Source organism: Agrobacterium sp. FDAARGOS_525, from assembly GCF_003938925.1.
Classification (GTDB): domain Bacteria; phylum Pseudomonadota; class Alphaproteobacteria; order Rhizobiales; family Rhizobiaceae; genus Agrobacterium; species Agrobacterium pusense.
On sequence record NZ_RKIU01000006.1, the window covers coordinates 69,611 to 93,352 of the forward strand.

Sequence of the window (23,742 nt, forward strand, 5' to 3'; positions counted from 1 at the left end):
ACCATTATGAAAGAGAAGCCCGTACCGTCCCTTCGTGCGCAAGCCGAGCTTAAAAAGCTCGGTGACGACATCGCGATAGCTCGCAAAAAGCGCCGCTTTACTCAGCAGCGCATGGCTGATGGCGCTGGCGTGAATGTTGCCACCATCAGGCGTCTGGAAAAAGGCGACGGCGGGGTTTCGCTTGGGGTTTTGGCGATGGTTCTAGTTACTCTCGGCGAGCATGGCAGGCTAGCGGGACTGTTGGACATTTCAAAGGATGACATTGGTCTGGCGCTGGGCGTCAACGCGCTCCCCCAGCGTGTGCGGCCGAAACGTGATGGCAAGAAAAAGAAGAGTGACGCCGACACGCAAGAATCGGCTAACGGCAAAGATAAGGTGGCATTCTGATGGTGCAGAGCGCGTATAAAATCTGCATTGGCGATTCCGGGCTAGAGGTCGGAACCCTATGGTTCGAGGCGGCCGGTGGTCGCGAGCATTCCAGCTTCCAATATGATTCAGGATGGTTGGAGCACCCACGAGGTTTTGCCATAGCGCCAGCGCTGACGCTTGATGCGGATAGGAAGTTCTTCCGCGCAGCCAACGAACACGGGACGCCACTGCCTCCTCCTGTTGCGGACACGACGCCGGATTCATGGGGAAGGAATATCATTCGCAAAGATGTCCGGCTCGGGGGCAATAATAGCAATCCACTGACGGAGATAGACTTCCTAACTGCGGTCGATGATTTCAGCCGAGTGGGCGCTCTGCGTGTACGTAGCCTTGAGGAAGGCTCCCCGTTCCTTTCGGCTGCTCCCAACGGCCGACATCCTATTCCCCCCTCCTGCATCTTGATCAGCTCAGCCATGCTATTGCCAGCGCCGAAAGCAATGATCCTGATGCTGCCGCGCTTCGACGGCTCCGGCAGGTGGGTAGTACGCTGGGGGGCGCTCGTCCAAAGTGTTCTGTGATTGACAGCGACGGAACCCTTTCCATCGCGAAGTTTACCTCGATTCATGACACATATCCCGTGGAAAGAGCAGAGGTTCTTACTCTGAGGCTGGCGAAGCTTTGTGGGATTGAGGCGCCGAAAGCTCGGATCGAAATGAGCGCAGGTTTGCCGGTGGCGATCATCGAGCGGTTTGACCGGACAAGCAATGGCCGAGTGCCCTACATTTCGGCGCAGACCATGCTCGATCTGCCGACCGCCACTGGTGGCACATATCTAAATCTCGCAGATACGATACGGGAGCAAGCTGCCGCTCCCTACGAGGAGCTGCGCGAGCTATTTCGGCGAGTGAGCTTCAATATCCTCGTTTCTAACGTTGATGATCATCTGAAAAACCATGGCTTTCTTTACGCGGGCGATGGGAGGTGGCGTTTGTCTCCCGTTTTTGATGTCAATCCAGCTCCAGAGCGCTTCAAGGAACTGAAAACAGCGATTGCCGATCCGGCCGCGCCGGACGCCTCGATCTCGATGCTTATGGAGTATGCCTTCTATTTCGAGATCGATCCCGACGATGCGGCAAAGACCATCGGAGAAATGGCCCACACAATTTCACAGAGCTGGGAGAGCCTTGCGCGTGAGGCGGGCATGAATGGTGCAGAGATTGGCATATATCGACCTGCCTTTGAGCATAAGGAGGCCGAATATGCCCGCTCGTTGGTCGAAGTCTCGATGTTGAATGGCAATCGATCACCAGCACCGCCACGGGGACCGTCGCTTGGGTGACAATCACCGCTACGAATAAAGGCCGGGGCTTACCCGTCAGAACGACGAGGCAACAAAGGAGGCCCCTGCCATGTTCAAATTCTCTCTGTTCCTGTCCAGCATTGCACTTGCCTGCTCGACAGCTTTCATTTTCCCTGCAAATGCCAAAGATCGCTCCGGCGGATCGGCCGGTATTGAGCGAGGTTGTAAGGTTCAGAATGATGGTCTGGATGAGCCTTGTGGCGAGGCTCCCCCGAAGCGTCTCCCTCCACCACCAGCACCGAATGCTCCGAGACCAAAATGAGGAGCGCTGCTAGCTTATGCTAGCATGTGCAGGCTAGCGCTATCTTATAAAACACATATGGAACTTTATGCAAAATAATGTGTTTCTTTGACGTACTCACGTCGAGGGGACGCCATATGGACAGGAAAGCAATGGCAGTGCTCGTTGTGGAAGACGAGCCGCTCGTGCGGATTGATATCGCCGACTATCTAAGGGACTGCGGATATGTGGTTACAGAGGTTGGCAGTGCCAAGGAAGCGATAAAGGTGCTTCAATCAACCCACGTCGATCTCGTGTTTTCGGATATCCAAATGCCGGGCGAGATGGATGGGGATGGGTTGGCAAGGTGGGTAATGGGCAACCGGCCGGACGTGAAAGTTATCCTGACATCCGGCCGGGTAAGAGATTGCGGTGTTACAATAGAGTTGATCCCGAAGCCTTACGCACAAGGGCGGTAGCATCGGCCATCAGATACGCCTTGATGTCATCTGGCGATCTGGCTTGATCGACACCATCGAAATCGATCAGGTTTGCCAAACGGGACAGCCAGCCCGGCGTTGATCATTTCTCTTGAAATGTCATGCCCATCGGTAAATGCCCTGACCAGTACACGGCCGTAGCGGTCTGTACCAACGGACTCCAGATTTAAACCGCCTCTGTCGAGCAGTTCTTTAAGTTTGTGAGTTGCTGCATCAGCAAGCTGACGCTCGATCTGGCAATGTGCTCGATCTCCGCTTTCAGGCGCGTCGATATCCACGATCCGATATTTTATGCGGTGATGCCAGAAGGTGTCGCCATCGACCACGCATTGAACACGCCGCGATGAGCCACAGATCGGCCACTCAGAGGCATCCGCCATGGCAGGTAAGGGAATAGCCATCAAAGCAGCGAAAACAGCAGCGGCGCTGAAATTTGGACGAAAAGCTCTCAGAACGGACGTCAATGGACAGCCTGCCTCTTCACATATAATTGTTTGTGTGGATTGCATGTCAAAATCAGATTTCAAGAGGGATGGAGAACATATGAATCCGAAACTGTGGCTTGCTGCATTACCTTTACTACTTGCTGGCTGCGGTGCCAGTGCTCCAACAGATGCGGATGTCAGTGAGGCTTTCAAAGACGCCTTTACGCAGGCATCCCAGCAGATATCAGGCAATCCATTCGCGCAGTCGCTTATCGGTGCCGCCACGGGTGGAGGGATGTGCACTATGGCGTTACAAACACGACCTGCAATCAGAACGGTGAGGCTTACGATTGCACGTTTAAGCTGACAATGCGCCAAGGCGAGAATGGACCGGCTCTCCAGCCTGAGAGAGCTATGCATGCAGTTCTTGTGAAAATGGACGGCAAGTGGACCTTGCGGCAAAACTGATCAGGCATCGCTTGGCAACTCAAAGCGCGCAGGAACCAGATCGGCATTCTGTAAGGCGGCGAATGTTCGCCGCCGCCTCTGCCTCAATGATGAGTTGTTGCGCCGCATCTGGCGAGGCGACTGGTTGTCCGTAAGCAGCTCGTGTGGAAATGTGAACAACCTGCCATCTGCCGTCACGAGTCTGTTCAGCGGTGTAGTTCATTGATATCAACCCGCAAAGTTATGGCATTAAGCGCCTCAGCAGGCGCTCTCGATAGTATCAGAAATACGACGGTGTTTCCGTCGATGGTATAGTTTGTCTCACCACTCAATAGGCGGTGAGCAACCTCGTCGGGGACGCCCCATGTCTCGGAGACAATCTTACGAAGCTGGTTTCGGTCCTTTTCGAAGGCATATGCGTTCTTCGCCCAAGCTATGACGCCGGGGGTATGCACCATTTCACTTGAACCGAGGCGGTAGGTTCTGGCCTGCATTTCCAACTCCATTGCAATGTGCGTGTCATTAGTTTAGTGTTTGACACTACAAAGCAGTTTTGACGCGCTGTCAATCCCAAAAGTAATGGCAGCGTAGTAAGGGCATTATCGTATGAAGATTGGCTACATCCGGTTGGCAAAAGCTGCCCCCACGAAGGAGGAGCAGGAAGAGGCTTTACGCGCCTCTGGCCTGCCCGAGGAGTGCAGGATTTTCGTGGAGCAGATCGCCACTCGCAGGAGGACCGAGTATGTGGACCCGACGCCGCAGCGAACGGAAATGATCAGCGGCCTGAAGGAAGGCGATATGGTCTATGTTGCCAGTGCCTCTCGTTTGGGTACGGGCGTCACAGACATCGAAGAGACCTTGCGGGCGATCAACGAAAAGGGCGCAGCGGTGTTTGATGCTGCGACCAACGAGGTCGTTCGGTGGCATCCAGATGCCGGAGCCGCAATTTCTTTGTTTTCAGAGGCTATAACGGCCTTCGAAACGAGCTGGCATCGCACATGCGTGCCAAGCGGCCGGAGGATAAGAAAGGTGGAGCGCCATCACTACCGCAAGAGCGGCTGGATGAAGCACGCAAGCTTTTCTTCAACCTAGATCTTCACATCAAAGAGGTCGTCAAGCGTACCGGTATAGGTCAGAGGACGCTTTACCGGCATTTTGGGAAGCGGACGGGCAAGAACCCCGCGAAGTAGCTGATTGATACGAGTATTTTGAACGCAACGATTTGGACCCGTAGTTTCAAACGGCCTAGCCGCAGAAAAGGAAAAGTCGATGACGATCAATATCAACAAGGTCATTCTACAAGGCCGATTGGGCTTGGACCCTGAAATTCGGCGTACCAACAATGGAAAGCCGGTGGCCAAGTTGCGAGTGGCTACATCCGAGTTCTGGCGTGACAAGCAGACAGGTGAGCGGAGGGAATCCACTCAATGGCATGATGTCGTTATCTTCAACGAGCATCTGTGCTCGTATGTTGAGAAGTACGGCAAGAAGGGCCGGGAAGTTTACGTCGAAGGCCAGTTGCAGACACGCAAATGGCAAGATCAGAGTGGCAGCGACCGCTATACGACCGAAGTTGTTTTGCAGCTCTATCGCGGCACCGTCCAGTTTGGCCCGCTGCCCGGCGGCGACAAGTCTGAGGATCAGGAGCCTGACGACAGCTACGGCTCCGAAGGTCGCGATTTTGGAGACGAGATTCCATTCTGACGAGGCAAGGAAGGGAAACACAATGGACGATGATAAGGCCGAGCTGATCGGAGCGACATTTGCTGGTGTCGTCATGGTTCTCTATGCACTTCTTTGGCACGGATATGGCCCTATGGGGGCGTCCGTCATCGGCATTCTAACATTCACGGCTGGCTTAGTTCTTTTTAACAATGTGGCGCGTCTCGGCAGGTGGATCGGCCGCCAGTTTGATTGAAGGAAGATACGATGAGTGATGATCGATGGAGAGAAGAGCAACGCCGGGTAGAAGACCAGCGGCGCGAGGAGCAGCGTCGAGCTGACGAACAGCGCCGCGAAGAAATGCGGCGTGAGGAACAAAGGCGACAGGAAGAGCAGCGTCGAGCTGATGAACAGCGGCGTCTTGAAGAGCGAAATCGATTTAAGTGATAATTTTAAAGGGGCCTGTCGCAAACATTTTCGGAGCGCGCGATTATCCCCTGAGCGTCCTCATTTTCATGCTTTGTTAATCTTTTGCAGTCCGAAGAGGCGCGCAAGAAAATCGTTCTGATCGTTGACAGTCCAACCGCCGGAAAAGCTGAAGCCTTTCCTCAACCACAGCATTGCCTCGAAACCCGCGATGGTTCGCCGCGCCGTGTTGAAGGATTGGAAGCCACCGATCTTTGGCATGTTCTTCTTTACCCGGAAATGGTCACTTTCGATGCCTTGCTGGAGGTGCTTGGTGACATAGTGGACGGGATCGGGATGGAGGAGCCCATCATCAACCGACATTTTGATCGTTGACGGGAAGGTGTTGGCCCCGTCGGTCCCGATCCTGGTCGGCGACAACAAGGGTTCGTCTTTGAGCATCTTGCGGAAAAACCGCTTGGCGGCGGCGAGATCGCGCTTAGCGGTCAACAGGAAATCTACCGGATTGCCATGCTTGTCGATGGCTCGGTACAGATAGCGCCATTTGCCGCGGATCTTGACGTACGTCTCATCGATTCTGACCGAGCCGCAATGGGGGCGCCTAAACTGCCGAAGCCGTTTTTCGATCATCGGCGCATAGGCCAATACCCAGCGGTTGATCGTGCTATGATCGACCTCAAAGCCCCGCTCGCGAAACATCTCTTCCAAGTCACGATAGCTGAGCGGGTAGCGCAAGTACCAGGCAACCGCCTGTACAATCAACCAGGCCTCGAAATGCCTGCCTTTGAAGTCATCCTTTGATTGGCGCTTCAGCTTCTCGGCAATAGCATTCAGAATCATGGGCTCGCTCCGCAACTTTCGGAGCGGCAAATTCCATGCCTATGGTCAACATACGGTTAAGCCCGAAAGTTTGCGACAAGCCCGTCGAACGGCTAGAGATCCTGTTCGGTGATCCGGGCGGTGAGAATGAGCGGCTGGCGTGTTTTCATAGTGAAGGTCGACTCAACGAATTGGCGGGTTCATTCTATGACTGGCTCAATTCTGCGTAGAACCCCACACAGCGCAACAATTGACTCGTCCCAACGATTTACGGGGAAGGTTTAGTCAGGCCTTTCCAACAGCAATCAGAGTTGCACGCAGTCTGCTGCTTGCGAATCCAGGAAGCGTCGGGTTTTTTGAGGCAATTGTGGTAGAGCCGCATGTAGAATGTGAACCGGGGCAGGCTCTCCTTCGAATGATGCTAGCAGCAGACGCAACCGGCCGGCAACAAGTGCTTCTGCCGCTTGATAGTGCAGGAGCCGGACAAATCCCAACTCTGCCTCAGCCGCATCGATCGCCGCTTCCGTGGACAGCCGATTGCCTTCAGGCCAGTAGATTTGGTTTTCTGTGGCTCTGGGGCGTCGGCTGCGTTGGTAATGTGAGCTTTATGGAGGGTAGAAATTTCAGATCATCTGGGTGTTGAACTTCTCTGTGACGATCAAGAAGTGCTGGACTGGCAACGACCACCGTCCGCATGCTGCCCAGCCGAGTACCAATCAGGCTAGTGTCAGCTAACGCCCCGATCCGTACCGCGATGTCCGCGGCACCCGCCGCAAGATTGACATTGCCGTCGTTGAGTTGCAGATCGACAGAAATCCCTCGTGAAGGGTCAGGAAGTCCTTGACGATTGGCAATACGTGGAGGCGACCAAACATTCTCGGTGCGCTAACAACCAGCCGTCCGGTCGGCTCGCGGAATTCACCTGCTGCCTCTCGCTCCACTTCCGCCACTTGCGTTATGATTTGGCGTGCGCCTGCGAGGTATCGCTGTCCGGCGTCAGTCAGCGACAACTTACGGGTCGATCGAACCAGAAGGGCGGCACCCAAGTGCTGTTCGAGTTGTCCAATCTTTCGGGTGAGTGTTGCCACCGGCACGCCGCGCTTTTTCGCGGCAGCCGAAAAGCTGCCCTCATCCAGCGTGTCGATCAATAACGACATTGCCTCCAGACGATCCATGGATCTCCTCACTTTTCGATCAGATGTTATCCGAAATCCGCTAATTATGCATCGCTGTACGAAGGATTATGTTTAGCTGTGACGGTGCCATGCCAAACGTTAGGCGTTGGGAGACAGTAATACTTATGGATTTCTGGATATAGCGGTAACGCCTGCGGGTCGTGAGGTGCAACAGCAACTTGGTGTCGCATCCATGTGCGAAAATTTCCACGGCATCGGTTCTTGAGGGAACGATGGGTCGGGCTGAGCGTGTCGTGCGGCTTCGATTGCAAAACTTTGACTGGAATTGCCCTCAGCACATCATGCCCCGCTACACGCAGGAGCAACTTGAAGATGGCTTACGCCCGATCCGGAAGCGGCTTGCAGAGCTGGAAGCTGAGAATGCTAACTGCGCGAGCAACTGGCGCAGACATCTTGCCAATCAGGAGAATCTCATGACAGTAAGTTATAAAACACAGCAGGTCGGTGAAGTGAAGGTGTTCTATCGGGAGGCCGGCGCAAGAAATGCTCCGGTTCTGCTTCTGCTTCACGGTTTTCCGACGTCGAGCCACATGTTCCGGGACCTCATCCCGCTTCTCGCCGAAAAATTTCGTGTGATAGCGCCAGACTTGCCGGGATTTGGATACACGCAGGCTCCAGAGCGCGGACGTTTCGAATATACGTTTGACAATCTGGCAAAAGTCATCGACGACTTTACGCAGGCCCTGTCGCTTGATCAATATGCACTTTACGTTTTTGACTACGGTGCGCCGGTTGGTTATCGGCTTGCGGCGGCACATCCGGAGCGGGTAACGGCGATCATCAGCCAAAACGGCAATGCTTATCTCGATGGCTTCTCTGACCAGTGGGACGCTTGGCAGAACTACTGGCGTGACCCCACGCCGCAGACACGAGAGGCGTGCCGTGAAACGCTGTCGCCGGATGTGATCGAGAACTGGCAGTATCGTACGGGTGCCGATCCTCAACGACTCGGCCCTGATGGTTACATGCTCGATATCGCGTTAATGGCGCGGCCGGGTGCTGCGGAAATCCAACTCGATCTCGTTTTGGATTATCGGACAAATCTAGAGCGGTATCCTGAATTTCAAGAGTATTTCCGCACGAGCCAACCGCCATTCCTCGCGGTCTGGGGTCGTCACGATCCAGCCTTCATTCCAGCCGGAGCTGAAGCCTACAAACGCGACCTTCCAAATGCACATGTGCATCTGCTCGACACCGGCCATTTCGCGCTCGAAACCCACGCGAGCGAGATAGCCCAGATCATCCGCAGTTTTCTCGGTCGATATCTATAGACAGGCACACGTGTCGCTCAATAGTGGAATGTGAGGCCGATGAACTGTGAGAACCGCAGCTTTTTTTCGCCGCGGGAGTCGAGAGTTTGCAAATCTATTCTCGCTGGCGGCACTTCGCTCCGGGGTATTGAGCCTGCTGTCAGCGGACGCACCCCTCGTCTCTACCGTGCTGTCGCGTTCGTACTGCGAACTGTCGATGAAGACCCTTACGCCTCCCGCGTTTCCGATAAGGGTTCGCGGCGTTGTCACGTTGTTCGACTGAGGCCGGACGAAGCACTTTCAGTTAAACTCAGGCAGTTGCGCCGGTCACGGCCTTCCAGTGCGCCATGGCGCGGATCCGATGAATGTGGGTGGCGAGGGCGGAGTGTTTTTGATGCGACGGGACGAAATGATTTCTAACCGCTGAAAACACGGGGACAAATTGTTGCAGACTGCCGACGGATCGGAAGCCCTGCATCACTCGTTCTCGTTTTCGCAGCGGCAGATGGGAATTTTCCGCACGGTTGCTAAGGCCCTTGTGTGATCTATGTTCAATGGCCGGCATCACATCTCGCTTTGCCGCCCCGTATGAACGCAGTTTATCGGTGACAATCCTCTTTGGCGCGAGGGCTTGCTTCTTCAGCAGCCTGATCAGCAATCGCTTGGCAGCCTTGGTGTCTCGACGGGTCTGCACGATCTCGTCGAGAACATATCCGTCCTGGTCGACGGCTCGCCAAAGCCAATGCTTTCGCCCGCCGATCGTCACGACCACTTCGTCCAGATGCCAGATATCCTCTCGCGACGGCGTCTTTCTGCGCAGTCGCTTTGCGTAGGCCGCACCGAATTTCCGGCCCCAGCGCCGGATCGTTTCGTAGGACACGACGATGCCGCGCTCCAGCAGCATTTCTTCCACCAGCCGCAGGCTTAACGGGAACCGGAAATACAGCCAGACGGCATGGGCGATGATATGCGGTGGGAAACGGTGGTTCTTGTAGCTGATGGTCGGCGTGCTCATCACGTCCGGTTATCCGTCAACCGTTAAGCCACGAACAACGTGACAACGCCCGAGAGCGAGTTGGCAGAAATCCGCAAGGGTGTAGGAATGGTTTTCCAGCAGTTCAACCTGTTTCCCCACAAGACTGTCCTGGAAAACATTACGATCGCACCGATGCGTGTGCGCAAGAAGTCGAAGGTCGAGGCGGAAGCCGCTGCTATCAAGCTGCTCGGCCGGGTAGGCCTGCTTGATCATGCGCACAAATTTCCTGGTCAGCTGTCCGGAGGCCAGCAGCAGCGAGTGGCCATTGCCCGGTCTCTCGCTATGGAACCGCATCTGATGCTTTTCGACGAGCCGACCAGCGCGCTTGATCCGGAAATGGTTGGCGAAGTTCTCGACGTCATGCGGGAACTGGCAGCCGAAGGCATGACCATGATGATCGTGACCCATGAGATGGGCTTCGCGCGCGAGGTTGCGGATCGGGTCGTCTATATCGATCAGGGTTCGATCCTGGAAATCGCCAAGCCGGATGTGTTCTTTGACAGTCCGCAGAATGATCGCGCGCGCTCGTTCCTCGCCCGCGTCCTCAAGCACTAAGGTAGTGATCCAGTTCGCGATGGCTTCTTTCAAGGTCAGGCGCCGCGAGCTGGCATTTATGTTTCTCTGATGTCGCCCGAACAAGAGGGTCCGTGTCGGAAGATACCGGATGCTGCGTTTGTGAAGCCAAGCCGGATCGTCCTCGGCTTGGTGATTTCCCGGAATGATGCGCGAATGTCTTCTCCGGAAACATTCTGACCGGCATTCCGTGCTTCTCTCGTACCACCATACCTGGCATCACCGGCTGAAGGTCCGAGCAAAATCGCTGCGGTCGGGCGGCAGCACTCGGAAGCGGTCCAATCCCGCTCTCCATCGATGGCGTCCTGGCCCAGGTCCGGATCTTCCACGATCAACCCGCAAGGGGTCCGCTAGCAAGCTGCGGCCGCTCAGGGCTGCGCCATCGCGGTGATCGCGCCCGTCCCCGTGCCTTTTGAGGAGCCATCGAGCGGGAATTGGCCCGCTCCCAAATGGAGCCTTTCACATGTCTCACGATCTTGCCCTGGCACACTCCCACGCCTTCCAGCTTTGCCGCGACCTCATGGTCCCGGTCACCGTCTTCGAAATCGACGGCGAATACGGCGTCCTGCCCTCCGACGAGATCGACGCGGGCGACGACCTCGACATCGTGCACGAGTTCAATCCCTGGCCGGCTCATTGAGCCGGCAATTGCCGTTCCGGATGCCGCTGGCGACCTGTCGGCGGCAAGGGAAGCTTCGCCGCGGGCAGTGCAAATTTGCACCTTGATCCCCGCGCCCTTGCCCCCTCTGCTCTTCGCGGCGGCCGGGAAATGTCCCGCCGGTTTGCGGGGAGATAAATTGAGGAGCGATCGCAGGCGATCGGGAAAATTATGAAGAGAGAAGAAATCGAGAGGATCCGCGAGGCCGTCAGCTGCGCCGCCGTCCTCGAACGGGCTGGCTTCGCACTCGATATCAAGGAAAGCACACGGCGGGCGGTGAAGTTCCGCAGAGGATCGGAGATCGTCATCGTTACGCGTGACGGCCGCGGGTGGTTCGATCCGCTGAGCGAGGACAAGGGTGACGTGTTCACCCTCGTCGCCCTGCTCGAGCATCTGTCATTTCCAGACGCCGTCGATAGCGCTGGCGAATTGATCGGCTATCAGGTGGCGCCTGTGGTCTGGAAAAAGACCCCGACCAACGCCGAGCCCGTCGACCTGACTACCCGTTGGAAGGCGCGCCGCATCCCAGGCACGGGTTCCGGAGCCTGGCGTTATCTTTGCTCGACGAGGGCGATCCCGGCTTCGATCATGCGCGCCGCCATCAGTCAGGGCAGCCTGCGGGAGGGGCCGTATGGCAGCATGTGGGCGGCACACCGGGATAATTCCGGTGCGGTCGTTGGCTGGGAGGAACGCGGGCCCGACTGGCGCGGATTTTCGACAGGCGGCAACAAGATCCTCTTTCGGTTGGGTGAAGCGGATGCTCTTCGTCTTTGCGTGACCGAGGCCGCAATTGATGCGATGAGCCTCGCTGCGATCGAAGACCTGCAGGGTGGCAGCCTCTATCTCAGTACCGGTGGCGGCTGGTCGCCAAGGACCGAGGCGGCCCTGGTCGAGCTTCTCGGCCGTTCGGACACCCTAATCGTCTGTGCAACCGATGCCAACCACCAGGGCGATGCCTTCGCTGAGCGCCTGCAGGCCTTGGCCGCACAGCATGACCGCCGATCGGTTCGCCTGCGGCCGCCGCTGGAGGATTGGAACGAGGTCCTGAAAGAGAGAAGAAGAGAAGGATCGGAGAATGAGAATAGAAAGAGGCGTGCCGCATCGCCATCGACCGCATCAAGGAAGGCTGCGCCCGGCTAAAGCCGGCCCTTGACCCGGCCGACGGGCAAGCCGGCGTTCCGGAAGGTGTCTTGAGGGACTGAAAGAAGGTGATGGAGTGGCCATCGCCGGGTCCCGAACACCTGAAGGAGCCAGCTATGAACACCTCTGCCCCGATCCGCAAGATCTTCGAAGGCGTCGCAACGCGCGGCCAAATGTTCCGTCTTTTCGATCGTCACAACCAGCGCCCCGATCGGTGGCAGACCGATGCTGGACCGATGTACAGCGGCGAATGGTTCGAGATCGACGGGTATCTGTACGACTACATGCTCAATATCCTGCCGCCCTTGTGGATGCGTGGCCCGATCTTCGCGATGCGTGAGTTTCTGACTGGCTCGGTGACCAGCGTCTTTTACGCACTCCGGATCGACGGGAAGACCAGATACTTCCACGGCTATTGCGATCTCTCCGATACGAGTTCGGTCGAGACGATGCGGGCGGCGATCTTCGAGCGCGAGACGCAGCCTGTCCGGGCCATGAACCGCGAGGAGCGGCTCGAGCATATCTGGAGCAGCACCGCGGACGCCTATCGCGGCTATGCCGGCGATCGCTTTCCGTCGGCCATGAGGGGTCAGCGCACGGTCATGCTGTGGAGTGGCACGAACGGGTCAATCCTGAAGCCGCTGGACGATCTCACTGATACCGAGATCGCAGCAAAGCTGCCCGTTCACATGCGACATTTGCCCGGCATCGCGGCCTAAAGGCCATCCACTCCGTCGATCTTTCCCAGCCTTCTCGAACTGCCCGCCCCGACGGGTGGTCGATGGCGCGCGCCCGAAAAGGAGCACTTCTGATGAGCAATGATCCGTTCACCCTCGACATGTTTGGCAACTCGGCCCTGTCGTCCGGCCTCGGTCTCGGCGTCACCGCGTTTGGCGGTTTCGATTCCGTCGCAGCCAATGATGACGATCCCGATCCCACGCCGCCGACCCCTGCCCCGGCACTGCCGGCGGCTTCAGCGCCGAAGCGCGTAACTGACCAGCGCCAGAACTACGTGCTGACGGAGGAACGCGGTCTCGGAATCAGCTGGAAGGATCGTGCTCGCGCCAATGTCGCTGCGATCTTGGTCGCCGACGGCATCGCCAAGCAGGAACGGCCGGCGACGCCGAAGGAACAGGCGCAGCTGATCCGCTTCACCGGTTTCGGAGCTTCGGAACTTGCCAATGGCATGTTCCGCCGACCGGGCGAGATCGACTTCCGCGAAGGATGGGACGCGCTTGGTTCTTCGCTCGAGACCGCGGTGTCGGAAGCAGACTATGCCTCGCTCGCGCGCTGCACCCAATATGCGCATTTCACGCCGGAATTCATCATCCGGGCGATTTGGTCCGGGATCCAGCGACTCGGTTGGCGCGGCGGCCGGGTGCTCGAGCCGGGCATTGGCACGGGCCTGTTCCCTGCCCTTATGCCTCAAGACTATCGGGAGACCGCCTATGTCACCGGGATCGAGCTCGACCCGGTAACGGCGCGCATCGTCCGCCTGCTGCAGCCGCGGTCTCGGATCATCGAAGGCGATCTTGCCCGCACGGACCTGGCGCCGATCTACGATCTCGCCATCGGCAACCCGCCCTTTTCCGATCGCACGGTTCGTTCCGACCGGGCATATAGGTCGCTCGGCCTGCGGCTGCATGACTATTTCATCGCCCGCTCGCTCGACCTGTTGAAGCCGGGGGCGCTGGCCGCCTTCGTCACCTCGCACGGTACGATGGACAAGGCCGACACGACCGCCCGTGTGCATATCGCCAAATCCGCCGACTTGATCGCGGCGATCCGGTTGCCCGAAGGCAGCTTTCGTCGTGACGCCGGCACGGATGTCGTCGTCGACATTCTCTTTTTCCGCAAGCGCAAGATTGGTGAGTCCGAAGGCGACCAGACCTGGCTCGATGTGGATGAGGTGCAGTCGGCCACCGACGATGAGGGAGCTATTCGGGTGAACCGTTGGTTTGCGCGCCATCCGGATTTCGTGCTCGGCACCCATGCCCTCACCTCCGGGCCATTCGGCGAGACCTACACATGCCGTGGCAATGGCGGCGCCGATCTTGAGACAGCGCTCACCGCGGCCATCGATCTTCTTCCGGACGGCCTCTATGACGGCGAGCCGACCCCGATCGACATTGATCTGGAGGACGAACTCGCCGAGATCGTCGATCTCCGACCGAAAGACAGCCCGGTCCGCGAGGGGAGCTTCTTCATCGACCGAGCCAAAGGCCTGATGCAGCTGCTGGACGGTTCGGCCGTTCCTATCGCCGTGCGCAAGGGCCGCTCCGGCGATGGCATCCCGGAAAAGCATATCCGGATTATCTCGAAGTTGATCCCGATCCGCGATGCCGTCCGCGAGATGTTGAAGGCGCAGGAGACAGATCGGCCTTGGCGCGATCTTCAGGTGCGTTTGCGCCTTGCCTGGTCGGCATTCGTCCGAGATTTCGGCCCTATCAACCACACCACAGTCTCGGTCCAGGAGGACCCGGAGACCGGTGAGGTCAAGGAAACCCATCGCCAGCCGAACCTTGCACCTTTCCGCGACGATCCCGATTGCTGGCTGGTGGCCTCGATCGAGGACTATGATCTGGAGACCGATACGGCGAAGCCGGGTCCAATATTCAGCTCCCGTGTAATCGCTCCGCCGATGTCGCCCGTCATCACCAATGCGGCCGATGCGCTGGCGGTCGTCCTCAACGAGCGTGGTCATGTCGATCTCGATCATATCGCCGAACTGCTGCATCTTGACGTCGCTGCCGTCATCGATGCGCTCGGCGACGAGGTGTTCCAGGATCCGGCCAGCGGCACCTGGCAGACCTCGGACGCCTATCTCTCCGGCTCGGTTCGCACCAAGCTCATTGCCGCGCAGGCGGCGGCAGAGCTCGATCCGGTCTACGAGCGGAATGTCCGCGCCCTGACCGATGTCCAGCCGGCCGACCTTCGGCCATCGGATATTACTGCCCGTCTCGGCGCCCCATGGATCCCGGCGGCTGACGTTGTCGCCTTCGTGAAGGAGAGGATGGATGCCGAGATCCGCATCCACCACATGGCGGAACTCGGCTCCTGGACTGTGGAAGCGCGCCAGCTCGGCTATTCCGCAGCCGGCACGTCCGAATGGGGCACCAGCCGTCGGCATGGCGGCGAGCTCCTCGCCGATGCGCTGAATAGCCGTGTCCCGCAGATCTTCGACGTGTTCAAGGATGTCGACGGCGAGCGGCGAGTTCTGAATGTCGTCGATACCGAGGCCGCGCGCGACAAGCTGCAGCGGATCAAGCAGGCGTTTCAGGACTGGGTCTGGACCGATCCCGATCGCACCGATCGGCTCGCCCGCGATTATAATGACCGCTTCAACAACATCGCGCCGCGAAAATTCGACGGTTCCCATCTGAAACTTCCAGGCGCCTCTGGCGCCTTCGTTCTTTATGGGCATCAGAAGCGCGGTATCTGGCGGATCATCGCCGATGGCTCCACCTATCTCGCCCATGCCGTCGGCGCGGGCAAGACGATGACGATGGCGGCCGCGATCATGGAGCAACGCCGGCTTGGCCTGATCGCCAAGGCGATGCTGGTCGTGCCCGGCCATTGCCTGGCCCAGGCTGCGCGTGAGTTCCTGGCGCTCTATCCAAATGCCCGCATCCTCGTGGCGGATGAGACCAACTTCACGAAGGACAAGCGCGCCCGGTTCCTGTCGCGGGCGGCGACCGCCACTTGGGATGCGATCATCATCACCCATTCGGCGTTCCGCTTCATCGCCGTGCCGTCAGCCTTCGAACAGCAGATGATCCAGGACGAGCTGCAGCTCTACGAGGATCTGCTGACCAAGGTCGACAGTGAAGACCGCGTCTCGCGCAAGCGCCTCGAGCGGCTGAAGGAAGGCTTGCAGGAGCGGCTCGAAGGGCTCGCCACCCGCAAGGACGATCTTCTGACCATCTCCGAAATCGGTGTGGATCAGATCGTCGTCGACGAGGCGCAGGAATTCCGCAAGCTCTCCTTCGCCACCAACATGTCGACGCTGAAGGGCATCGATCCGAATGGATCGCAGCGCGCCTGGGATCTCTTTGTAAAGTCCCGCTACATCGAGACGAAGAACCCCGGACGGGCTTTGGTGCTGGCGTCAGGCACGCCTGTAACAAATACCCTTGGCGAGATGTTCTCGATCCAGCGCCTGCTCGGCCACGAAGCGCTCCATGAACGGGGCCTGCATGAGTTCGATGCCTGGGCATCCTGCTTCGGCGACACGACGACCGAACTCGAAATCCAGCCATCCGGCAAATACAAGCCGGTCAGCCGCTTCGCGAGCTTCGTTAACGTGCCCGAGCTGATCGCCATGTTTCGGTCCTTCGCCGATGTGGTGATGCCGGATGATCTTCGTCAGTATGTCAAGGTGCCGAACCTGTCGACCGGCCGCCGGCAGATCCTGACGGCCAAGCCGACGGCGCTGTTCAAGACCTACCAGCAGACGCTGGATACCAGGATCAAGGCGATCGAAATGCGCGAGGGGCCGGCCAAGCCCGGTGACGACATTCTGCTCTCCGTCATCACCGATGGCCGTCATGCTGCGATCGACCTGCGCTTCGTCATGCCGGCGGCCGGCAACGAGGACGACAACAAGCTCAATCTGCTGATCCGCAATGCACACCGGATCTGGAAGGAGACCGGCGAAGCCACCTATAGCCGACCCGACGGCAAGGACTTCGATCTGCCGGGCGCCGCCCAGATGATCTTTTCCGATCTCGGCACGATCAATGTCGAGAAATCGCGTGGGTTCTCAGCTTATCGCTTCATTCGCGAGGAGCTGATCCGGCTTGGCGTGCCGGCATCGGAAATTGCCTTCATGCAGGATTACAAGAAGACCGAGGCCAAGCAGAGGCTGTTCGGCGATGTCCGCGCCGGCAAGGTCCGCTTCCTGATCGGCTCGTCAGAGACGATGGGCACCGGCGTCAACGCGCAGCTTCGGCTGAAAGCCCTCCATCATCTTGACGTGCCGTGGCTCCCATCGCAGATAGAACAACGCGAGGGCCGGATCGTCCGCCAGGGCAACCAGCACGACGAGGTCGATATCTTCGCCTACGCGACCGAGGGCTCGCTCGACGCCTCCATGTGGCAGAATAATGAGCGCAAAGCCCGGTTCATCGCGGCCGCCCTTTCAGGCGACACCTCTATCCGCCGGCTGGAAGATGTCGGCGAAGGCGCCGCCAACCAGTTCGCGATGGCGAAAGCGATCGCGTCGGGTGACGAACGGCTGATGCAGAAGGCCGGGCTCGAGGCTGATATCGCACGGCTTGAACGGCTCCGCGCCGCCCACGAGGACGATCAATATGCCGTTCGTCGGCAGATGCGTGATGCCGAGCGCGAGATCGAGGTCTCGACGCGGCGCATCGGCGAAATCGGTGAGGACATCGTCCGGCTCCGGCCCACTGCCGGTGATGCGTTCACCATGACGGTGCTCGGTCAGGATTATACTGAACGCAAGGAAGCCGGCCGAGCGCTAATGAAGGAAATCCTCACATTGCTTCAGCTCCAACAAGAGGGCGAGGTACACTTGGCGACGATCGGTGGCTTCGATCTCGTTTACGAGGGCGAACGCATCGGCCGGGGTGACGGCTATCGCTATCAGACCCTCCTCCAGCGCACTGGCGCCGACTACGAGATCGAGTTGGCCATCACCGTCACCCCGCTCGGGGCGATTTCAAGACTGGAGCACGGGCTCGACGGCTTTGACGGAGACCGGCTTCAGTATCGCCGGCGCTTAGGAGAGGCCGAGCGGCGGTTGGCCTCCTACCGTTCGCGAGACGGAGGAGCCTTTGCATTTGCCGAAGAACTCGCGGAAAAGCGTGGTCGACTGGCCGAGATTGACGAAGAACTCGCCAGTGCCGCCCGCGGGGATACCAGCCTTGATGAAAGTCTTAATAGCCCCGTTGGTGGCTAAGAATTCTTGACGATATGCTCAAGCATGTCGCGGATATATAAACTGGGATAGACCGCGAAGCGGTCGCCGCGTGCGTTTGTGACGATACCTTCGAACCGAATGAAGCGCTCACTGTTGGCTGCCTTGACAATCGAAAATGCGGGTGACCCGCTCAGTCCATCGGGATCGATGCTGAGGCGGGTCGAGCGATCGTGTTTGATGAAGATGTTGCGATGCTCTGTGTCCAAAGCTTCGGGATTCGCGGGTTGCAAGTCCTGTCTCACCCAACGCGCGGTAAAGCTTTCCAGCGCAGAGTAGTCTTCTGGGTTTAGTGTAATGATGGCGGAGCTCGTTGGGTACCCTATTAGAAAGGAGTAATCTGCCGGGCTGGTGTCATCTGACCAAAGGATATTCGTCAAATCCAGATGGCTAGCTCTGTATGGCGCATCCACCTCCGCGAAATCGAAGAAAATCAGATCCTTGAGACTGCTATAGCCTTCTTCGTCGACGGATGGGATGTGAAGGTTGCTCGGTGGGATAGCGAGGGTTTTGCCGCCGACTTCCTTGAGGACAACATATTTTGATGCTTCCTGCGCACCATGTGCCGAGTTGGTTTGATGCGCCGTCGCGATCCCGAAATGCCAGCCTCGATATTTCCCTAAGAAGGATGATCCGAAGAACTGCAGCTCCCAATTTTCATCGCCAGTGGAAAACAATGCCGGCCGAACGAAGCGAGGCATGGAGTTCGGTGCATTTTTAAACGGCACGTATGCTCCGTTGATGCAAACGCTCATTTTCGCTTCGGCCGTTTTCCACGTTGGAATCATTTTTCCATTTCCCTCGTCAGTGACTTGCGAAGCCCATGGCCTCCGCGTCGGCGACCATTTCCTCGCACACTGTATCGGGATGTCGCGATGAGAACATATGCTCGATCGAGTTCCTCCAGATCAACGTATTCGTGCTCGCGCCACTGTGATTTAGCGGATAATATCTGCCGTCGGGCTGATCATGTCGATGATCCATTGTGAGGACGCGAGTGGGTGAAAGCGGGAACATCAAAAAAGTCTGAGGGTCGTTCATCCCCTTGAACTGCAGGCTGGGGTGATAGAACGCCACAGGGTTGTCCGACGTTACAAAAACAGGGCGTTCCGAGATGAGGATCGCCCAGCGGAGAGACATCAGCTGTTCTGCAAACCAACCGCATTTCTCCACGATGCTGATCCATGCCCTTTTAAGGTCTTCGTCGTTAGCTCCAAGATATTCCGCCCACGTGTCCTCTGAAATCTCGGAAGAGGTCTGCCCGATTCTGATATGGCTCGGCGGCCGGCTGTTGCCCTTTGCACTCGCGAGTACCGATTGGTGAAACCCTTTGGTCCATTCGAGAACCGACGGATTTCTCAGATACATGGTCGCCACCAACAGGGAGATCATTTTCCTGAACCAGCTCTTCGAGTAGTCCGGAAAATCTCCACATAGTGCCTTCCAGGCAGGGCTACCGAACCAAGTCTCTAAGTCTCCGAGTTTTCTCTCGAATCTGTCGTCGCGGCGGCCGGCTGTGTCTTGTGGCGAGTAGAGGTGGAATTTGACAGCCACCTTCGCAATTGGCTTGCGCTCCGCAACAAGCGTCTCCTTGCTTAATCGCCATATTTTCTCCTCGCTTTCTGGAGGGCATGCAAAATTCCGAAGGTATGCTTGAGGCACCCAATGGCATTTCTTGGTGATGTTTTTGCTCATCCGTCCTTCACCTTTGATTCCTCCGTCATTCTCCGAAAGGTTGTGGGGAAATAAAAGGAGGAAAAAGGATTGGGTCGCAGCGCGGTCCTCCTGCCGCCGCTCGTCGCTCAACCGCCGCCTGCGCCATCCCGGTCGGTCGTCCATCGCAGGGCAGTTGCCCCGCTTGTCCTTTCCGTCAGGGATGCTCGGCCGCAGTTGCGGCAGTCCGGCCGCGCTGCGGTCCAGGAGGTGTCTTCGGAAAGAATGAAGACAGGAAGGGCTGGCAAGGCGCCGGCTCGCAAATCTCCCGAAAGGACAGTCCCATGCAGATCCAGAAGGTCGATCCTCGCGCTCTGAAGGAAAACCCAGACCGTATGCGCCAGACGAAGTCGTCACCGCAGGCAGATGCGTTGATGCTCGCCACGATCAAAGCCGTTGGGATCGTCCAGCCGCCGATAGTCGCGCCGGAAGCGGGTGGTGGCAATGGCTACATTATCGATGCCGGCCACCGCCGTGTCCGCCTCGCAATCGCGGCTGGTCTCGAAGAAATCGAGATCCTGGTGGTAGACGCCGCCAACGACAACGGCGCCATGCGGTCCATGATCGAAAACAGTGTGCGCGAGGCGTTGAACCCCGTGGACCAATGGCGCGGTATCGAGCGGCTCGTTGCACTCGGCTGGACCGAGGAAGCGATCGCCGTCGCTCTCGCTCTCCCCGTCCGCCAGATCCGCAAGTTGCGGCTGCTGGCCAACGTCCTGCCGGCGATGCTGGAACAGATGGCACTTGGCGACATGCCCTCCGAACAGCAGCTCCGGATCATTGCAGCCGCTGGCGAGGTGGAGCAGAAGGAGGTCTGGAAGGCCCATAAGCCGAAGAAAGGCGACACCGCCGCCTGGTGGTCGATCGCCAATGCGCTAACGAAGAAGCGCATGTATGCCAAGGATGCCAGCTTCGGCGACGATCTCCGCGAGGCCTACGGCATCGAGTGGGTCGAGGACCTCTTCGCACCTGCCGATCAGGACAGCCGCTACACGACCAACGTCGAGGGCTTTCTCGGCGCCCAGCATGAATGGATGACGGCGAACTTGCCGAAGCGCGGCTCGATCGTTGAGGTGAACAGCTGGGGTCAGCCGGAACTGCCGAAAAAGGCGAGCCAAGTCTATGGCAAACCGTCGAAGTCCGATCATGCGGGCCTGTATCTCGACCGCGACGGAAAGGTCCAGACTGTCCACTACCGCATGCCGGAGGCCGCGAAGCGGAAGGGTGGCAGCGTTTCAGATGCCAGCGGAACCGCCGCGGAAGATGCGGTCTCACCGCCGAAGGCTCGCCCCGATGTGACGCAGAAGGGCCAGGACATGATCGGTGATTTTCGCACCGACGCTCTCCACGATGCCCTCAGCCGCGCGCCGATCGAGGACGACATGCTGATGGCGCTGCTCGTGCTCGCCTTTGCCGGGTTGAATGTCCGGGTCGATTCCGGCGCCGGCGGTGCGCTCTACGGCGGTGCTCGTTTCGGCCGCCATGCTGCGCGACTGATGACGGAGGATGGCAGGCTCGCATTTGACATGGATACGGTGCGTGTTGCGGCACGATCCGCTTTGATCGATGTGCTTTCGTGCCGCCGTGGCATCTCGAATAGCGGCGTCGTCTCGCGCTTGGCCGGCGAGGCGATCGGCGCAGACAGTTACCTCCCGAACATGGGCTCGGAGGACTTCCTCGCATCCCTGTCGCGCCAGGCGCTTGAAATCGTCGCCAAGGATGCCGGGCTCGAGCCGCGTGCGCGCGTTCGCGAAACCCGGTCGGCTCTCGTCACCCACTTCGAAGGCGAGGCGAACCTCGTCCATCCGTCTGCCTTGTTCGCGCCGGAGGCTGCTGACGTTTCTGCCATCCTCAAGCATCTCGACCAGGAGGAAGGCTCGCAGGAGGAGGTCGAGGCGCCGGATGGGAGTGCCACCGGCATCGACGCCCCGAATGAGGATGCCGACGACGATCTCGATGTCTCCGATTTGAGCGATGCCGATGATGATGCGGCGACGCTTGACGATCACGAGACCGCTTACGGGATCGCGGCTGAATAGCCGCAAACCTCTTCAGATCATGCGTTACGCCGCCGGCCCTTGGGCCGGCGGTTCGCATTTACAACACCCCTATGAAAGGAGCCCGGCAATGAACGGACCTTCAATCGCGCCTGCCATACACCCTTTAGGCAGCAATTCTGCCGCCGACCGTGTCGAATTCGGGACAAGCGCCGACGGGTTTCCCGTTGCTCGCATTGACGACGTCCTTCTCGGCCTCATATCCAACGGAACCGGCGATTTCTTTCTCGCCAGCGCCTGGCGGTTCACAAAGCCTTTGGCCGAAGCGCGACGCCATCATTTTTATCGTCATGATGGCCGGGTGGCCGACGAAGCGGCCTTCCGTCTGCGTGCAATCGAGACTGCAGAGCACATATCGGAACTCGCAACCTTCGCTCGTGTCCAGACGCGCATGACGGCGAGCACGCCCTGGGGCGGCTCGCAGATGGCAACGATCTATGTCGAGGGGATCGTCAGCTACTCGACATCCGGCCATGGCGGCTTTCATCTTTCTCACGATCGAAATCATATTGTCGATTCCTCCGTTCGCAGCGCGGGCGGTTGGTACGAAGAGGACTGCGAATGGGCAATCGTTGCATTGACGTTTCCGGACGTGTTCACGGGTTACGAACGCCGATGCGCCGAGGAAATCGCCAAGCACACCTTTCCGGCCTTCTGGGAAAAGCTGCGCGGTCGTCGGCTCGAGCCTGGGGAATCCCGGACGAAGGATCGCGCGTGTTTCGATCTCACCCACGCCAACGACTGGATCGTCATCTCGGCAATCACCTCATCCCAACATGCCGGCATGACCGAGGTCATCGCCACAAAAGGCGGCAAACGCGAGTTTGGCCAGGAAGAACGGCGTTTTCTCGTATCGGATGCAGAATACAGTAAGCGCAGCGGTTTCGGCTTCGTCATCGATCTGCAGCTTCACACTGTCTATGACGGGCCGTCGAGCTTCGCCGGCTGGAGCGTGAGGGCGGCATGATGAGATCAGTCATGTCTCCCAAAACGCAGCTATCCCGCATGGAGGACGCGCGCCGCCAGACCCAAAAGCAGCTGCAGATTATCGAACGGCAGATCAGCCGTCGGATGACGGCGATCATGCCGCAGATCGCCAGACGGCAAACTGGCTACCGCAAGGGAAGGGCGCCCGATGGACGGACCCTGCTCGAACGCTATCGCGCCAACCTCGCCGGCATCACCGCCGAACGCCAGCCGGAAGTCGATGCCCTCTCGCGAAAGCTGGCACGGCAGGACGCGGCGATTGCAGCGCTGCGGAACAGTCTGTCGGCCGTCGGCGCGCAACATCACTCGAACCGGGAGGGCTTGCACCATATCGACCATTGGCGACCTTGAACAGCAGGCCGGGATCGGATCGTCCGATGTCGAGCGCACGGCGTTCTGGCTGCGGTTTCATTATCTCGAGGGGAAGGCTTGTCTCGACGCAGGCGTTGCAGAGCTTCGACGGATGATCTCCGAGCGTGAAGGGACAGCGCCGCGTTCCGAAAAACGGACACGCGAGCGATTGCCTGTTCTCAGCACCGAGCAGGAAGCAGCACTCCTTGCCTATGCCGCCAGGCACGGCCGACGCTGGAAGAGCATCCTGAACAATGTCTGGATGGGTGGACCGCCGCATGACGATGGCGGGATCCTGCGCGGGCTTCGAAACACCCATGGCCCGACCTGGCTTCAATCCTACCGGTTGCCTAAGGCAGTTACGGGGAGCCAGCCCGACGGAAACGTCGCGGTATCCGGTGAGCTTGCCGGCAAGGTCGAGGAATAGTGCGGGCTGGGACCATCTCCCTTTCCAGGTCCAGTTAGGGCTCCGTGACGGTTTGTCCTTCGGTTTTGCTGCGGTCTGAACCAGCGGCCGTTCGCTTCAAGGCCGCTATCGCGCCGCGGGGCGGCCGGACCCCGCCACCCTGCACGGAACAGCTTCGCTCGACATCACAGGGCTTCCGCCCTGCT

Annotated in this window: 25 protein-coding genes and 2 pseudogenes; 19 read left to right on the plus strand and 8 right to left on the minus strand. The window is 58.6% G+C overall.

Going from position 1 to position 23,742, the window contains the following annotated elements; translation table 11 throughout:
- The first annotated feature begins 6 nt into the window (after nt 1-6).
- From EGT36_RS28380 to EGT36_RS28395, 4 genes are all read left to right on the plus strand, one after another.
- Complete coding sequence (locus EGT36_RS28380) at nt 7-387, plus strand: helix-turn-helix domain-containing protein (protein WP_125271634.1); 381 nt, start codon at nt 7-9, stop codon at nt 385-387.
- On the plus strand, nt 387-947 hold the full coding sequence (locus EGT36_RS28385) for a HipA N-terminal domain-containing protein (RefSeq protein ID WP_125271635.1): 561 nt from the start codon (nt 387-389) through the stop codon (nt 945-947). Before EGT36_RS28380 ends, EGT36_RS28385 begins: the two co-directional genes overlap by 1 nt.
- Nucleotides 944-1,708, plus strand: coding sequence for a type II toxin-antitoxin system HipA family toxin (locus EGT36_RS28390; protein ID WP_125271636.1), 765 nt, complete (start codon nt 944-946; stop codon nt 1,706-1,708). The genes EGT36_RS28385 and EGT36_RS28390 overlap by 4 nt, the downstream gene beginning before the upstream one ends.
- Before the next feature lie 414 nt (nt 1,709-2,122).
- On the plus strand, nt 2,123-2,428 hold the full coding sequence (locus EGT36_RS28395; protein ID WP_286084374.1) for a response regulator: 306 nt from the start codon (nt 2,123-2,125) through the stop codon (nt 2,426-2,428).
- 26 nt (nt 2,429-2,454) lie between these two features.
- Here the strand turns inward: EGT36_RS28395 and EGT36_RS30730 are convergent, their stop codons facing one another.
- Nucleotides 2,455-2,775, minus strand: a complete 321-nt coding sequence (locus EGT36_RS30730) for a thermonuclease family protein (protein ID WP_172965745.1) — start codon at nt 2,773-2,775, stop codon at nt 2,455-2,457.
- A 52-nt stretch (nt 2,776-2,827) separates the two neighbouring features.
- On the opposite strand from EGT36_RS30730, the gene EGT36_RS30735 reads away from it, so the two are divergent.
- Nucleotides 2,828-3,241, plus strand: a complete 414-nt coding sequence (locus EGT36_RS30735) for a hypothetical protein (protein ID WP_172965746.1) — start codon at nt 2,828-2,830, stop codon at nt 3,239-3,241.
- Nucleotides 3,242-3,527: 286 nt separating this feature from the next.
- Here the strand turns inward: EGT36_RS30735 and EGT36_RS28405 are convergent, their stop codons facing one another.
- A complete protein-coding gene (locus tag EGT36_RS28405; protein WP_210211248.1) occupies nt 3,528-3,815 on the minus strand; it encodes a hypothetical protein in 288 nt (95 codons plus the stop codon).
- A gap of 112 nt (nt 3,816-3,927) precedes the next feature.
- Here EGT36_RS28405 and EGT36_RS28410 point away from each other — a divergent pair, with 112 nt between their 5' ends.
- The 4 genes from EGT36_RS28410 to EGT36_RS28430 all read left to right on the plus strand — a co-directional run bounded on the left by EGT36_RS28410 (nt 3,928) and on the right by EGT36_RS28430 (nt 5,430).
- Nucleotides 3,928-4,413, plus strand: a complete 486-nt coding sequence (locus EGT36_RS28410) for a recombinase family protein (RefSeq protein ID WP_125271639.1) — start codon at nt 3,928-3,930, stop codon at nt 4,411-4,413.
- Between the two features lie 177 nt (nt 4,414-4,590).
- Nucleotides 4,591-5,025, plus strand: a complete 435-nt coding sequence (gene ssb, locus EGT36_RS28420; RefSeq protein WP_125271641.1) for a single-stranded DNA-binding protein — start codon at nt 4,591-4,593, stop codon at nt 5,023-5,025.
- Nucleotides 5,026-5,047: 22 nt separating this feature from the next.
- The gene (locus tag EGT36_RS28425; protein WP_125271642.1) at nt 5,048-5,239 is read left to right on the plus strand and encodes a hypothetical protein; all 192 of its coding nucleotides are present in this window, start codon (nt 5,048-5,050) and stop codon (nt 5,237-5,239) included.
- Nucleotides 5,240-5,250: 11 nt separating this feature from the next.
- A complete protein-coding gene (locus tag EGT36_RS28430; protein WP_125271643.1) occupies nt 5,251-5,430 on the plus strand; it encodes a hypothetical protein in 180 nt (59 codons plus the stop codon).
- 66 nt (nt 5,431-5,496) lie between these two features.
- On the opposite strand, the gene EGT36_RS28435 is transcribed toward EGT36_RS28430, so the two are convergent.
- The 3 genes from EGT36_RS28435 to EGT36_RS30855 all read right to left on the minus strand — a co-directional run bounded on the left by EGT36_RS28435 (nt 5,497) and on the right by EGT36_RS30855 (nt 7,403).
- Nucleotides 5,497-6,249 (minus strand): IS6 family transposase, encoded by a 753-nt coding sequence (locus tag EGT36_RS28435; RefSeq protein ID WP_024899183.1) that lies wholly within the window; start codon nt 6,247-6,249, stop codon nt 5,497-5,499.
- Between the two features lie 522 nt (nt 6,250-6,771).
- On the minus strand, nt 6,772-7,044 hold the full coding sequence (locus EGT36_RS31445; RefSeq protein ID WP_353505592.1) for a LysR substrate-binding domain-containing protein: 273 nt from the start codon (nt 7,042-7,044) through the stop codon (nt 6,772-6,774).
- A complete protein-coding gene (locus EGT36_RS30855; protein WP_210211249.1) occupies nt 6,960-7,403 on the minus strand; it encodes a LysR family transcriptional regulator in 444 nt (147 codons plus the stop codon). The genes EGT36_RS31445 and EGT36_RS30855 overlap by 85 nt, the downstream gene beginning before the upstream one ends.
- A gap of 434 nt (nt 7,404-7,837) precedes the next feature.
- Here EGT36_RS30855 and EGT36_RS28445 point away from each other — a divergent pair, with 434 nt between their 5' ends.
- Nucleotides 7,838-8,695: an alpha/beta fold hydrolase gene (locus EGT36_RS28445; protein ID WP_125271692.1), complete on the plus strand. Its 858-nt coding sequence runs from the start codon at nt 7,838-7,840 to the stop codon at nt 8,693-8,695.
- Nucleotides 8,696-8,984: 289 nt separating this feature from the next.
- On the opposite strand, the pseudogene EGT36_RS28450 reads toward EGT36_RS28445, so the two are convergent.
- A pseudogene (locus tag EGT36_RS28450) lies at nt 8,985-9,702 on the minus strand (IS6 family transposase).
- Nucleotides 9,703-9,740: 38 nt separating this feature from the next.
- Here EGT36_RS28450 and EGT36_RS28455 point away from each other — a divergent pair.
- From EGT36_RS28455 to EGT36_RS28470, 5 genes and pseudogenes are all read left to right on the plus strand, one after another.
- A pseudogene (locus EGT36_RS28455) lies at nt 9,741-10,265 on the plus strand (amino acid ABC transporter ATP-binding protein); the annotation flags it as partial.
- Between the two features lie 481 nt (nt 10,266-10,746).
- Nucleotides 10,747-10,923, plus strand: coding sequence for a hypothetical protein (locus tag EGT36_RS30740; protein WP_170311465.1), 177 nt, complete (start codon nt 10,747-10,749; stop codon nt 10,921-10,923).
- Between the two features lie 189 nt (nt 10,924-11,112).
- A complete protein-coding gene (locus EGT36_RS28460) occupies nt 11,113-12,081 on the plus strand; it encodes a DUF3991 and toprim domain-containing protein (RefSeq protein WP_125271645.1) in 969 nt (322 codons plus the stop codon).
- Between the two features lie 116 nt (nt 12,082-12,197).
- Nucleotides 12,198-12,800: a DUF1419 domain-containing protein gene (locus tag EGT36_RS28465; RefSeq protein WP_125271646.1), complete on the plus strand. Its 603-nt coding sequence runs from the start codon at nt 12,198-12,200 to the stop codon at nt 12,798-12,800.
- 92 nt (nt 12,801-12,892) lie between these two features.
- Nucleotides 12,893-18,004: a helicase-like domain-containing protein gene (locus EGT36_RS28470; RefSeq protein ID WP_172965747.1), complete on the plus strand. Its 5,112-nt coding sequence runs from the start codon at nt 12,893-12,895 to the stop codon at nt 18,002-18,004.
- On the opposite strand, the gene EGT36_RS28475 is transcribed toward EGT36_RS28470, so the two are convergent.
- Entirely contained in the window at nt 18,001-18,810 is an 810-nt protein-coding gene (locus EGT36_RS28475) for a hypothetical protein (RefSeq protein WP_125271647.1), read from the minus strand. The genes EGT36_RS28470 and EGT36_RS28475 overlap by 4 nt on opposite strands.
- Nucleotides 18,811-18,826: 16 nt before the next feature.
- Nucleotides 18,827-19,717 carry a DUF4238 domain-containing protein gene (locus EGT36_RS28480; RefSeq protein ID WP_164056961.1) on the minus strand — a complete coding sequence of 297 codons (891 nt, stop codon included), beginning with the start codon at nt 19,715-19,717 and terminating at the stop codon, nt 18,827-18,829.
- A 302-nt stretch (nt 19,718-20,019) separates the two neighbouring features.
- Here EGT36_RS28480 and EGT36_RS28485 point away from each other — a divergent pair, with 302 nt between their 5' ends.
- The 4 genes from EGT36_RS28485 (at nt 20,020) to EGT36_RS28500 (ending at nt 23,557) form a co-directional block, all read left to right on the plus strand.
- Nucleotides 20,020-21,774, plus strand: a complete 1,755-nt coding sequence (locus EGT36_RS28485; RefSeq protein WP_125271649.1) for a ParB/RepB/Spo0J family partition protein — start codon at nt 20,020-20,022, stop codon at nt 21,772-21,774.
- 88 nt (nt 21,775-21,862) lie between these two features.
- On the plus strand, nt 21,863-22,759 hold the full coding sequence (locus EGT36_RS28490; RefSeq protein ID WP_125271650.1) for a DUF7007 domain-containing protein: 897 nt from the start codon (nt 21,863-21,865) through the stop codon (nt 22,757-22,759).
- An 11-nt stretch (nt 22,760-22,770) separates the two neighbouring features.
- On the plus strand, nt 22,771-23,130 hold the full coding sequence (locus EGT36_RS28495) for a hypothetical protein (protein WP_125271651.1): 360 nt from the start codon (nt 22,771-22,773) through the stop codon (nt 23,128-23,130).
- Nucleotides 23,131-23,242: 112 nt separating this feature from the next.
- Nucleotides 23,243-23,557 (plus strand): hypothetical protein, encoded by a 315-nt coding sequence (locus tag EGT36_RS28500; protein WP_286084375.1) that lies wholly within the window; start codon nt 23,243-23,245, stop codon nt 23,555-23,557.
- Nucleotides 23,558-23,742 lie beyond the last annotated feature (185 nt).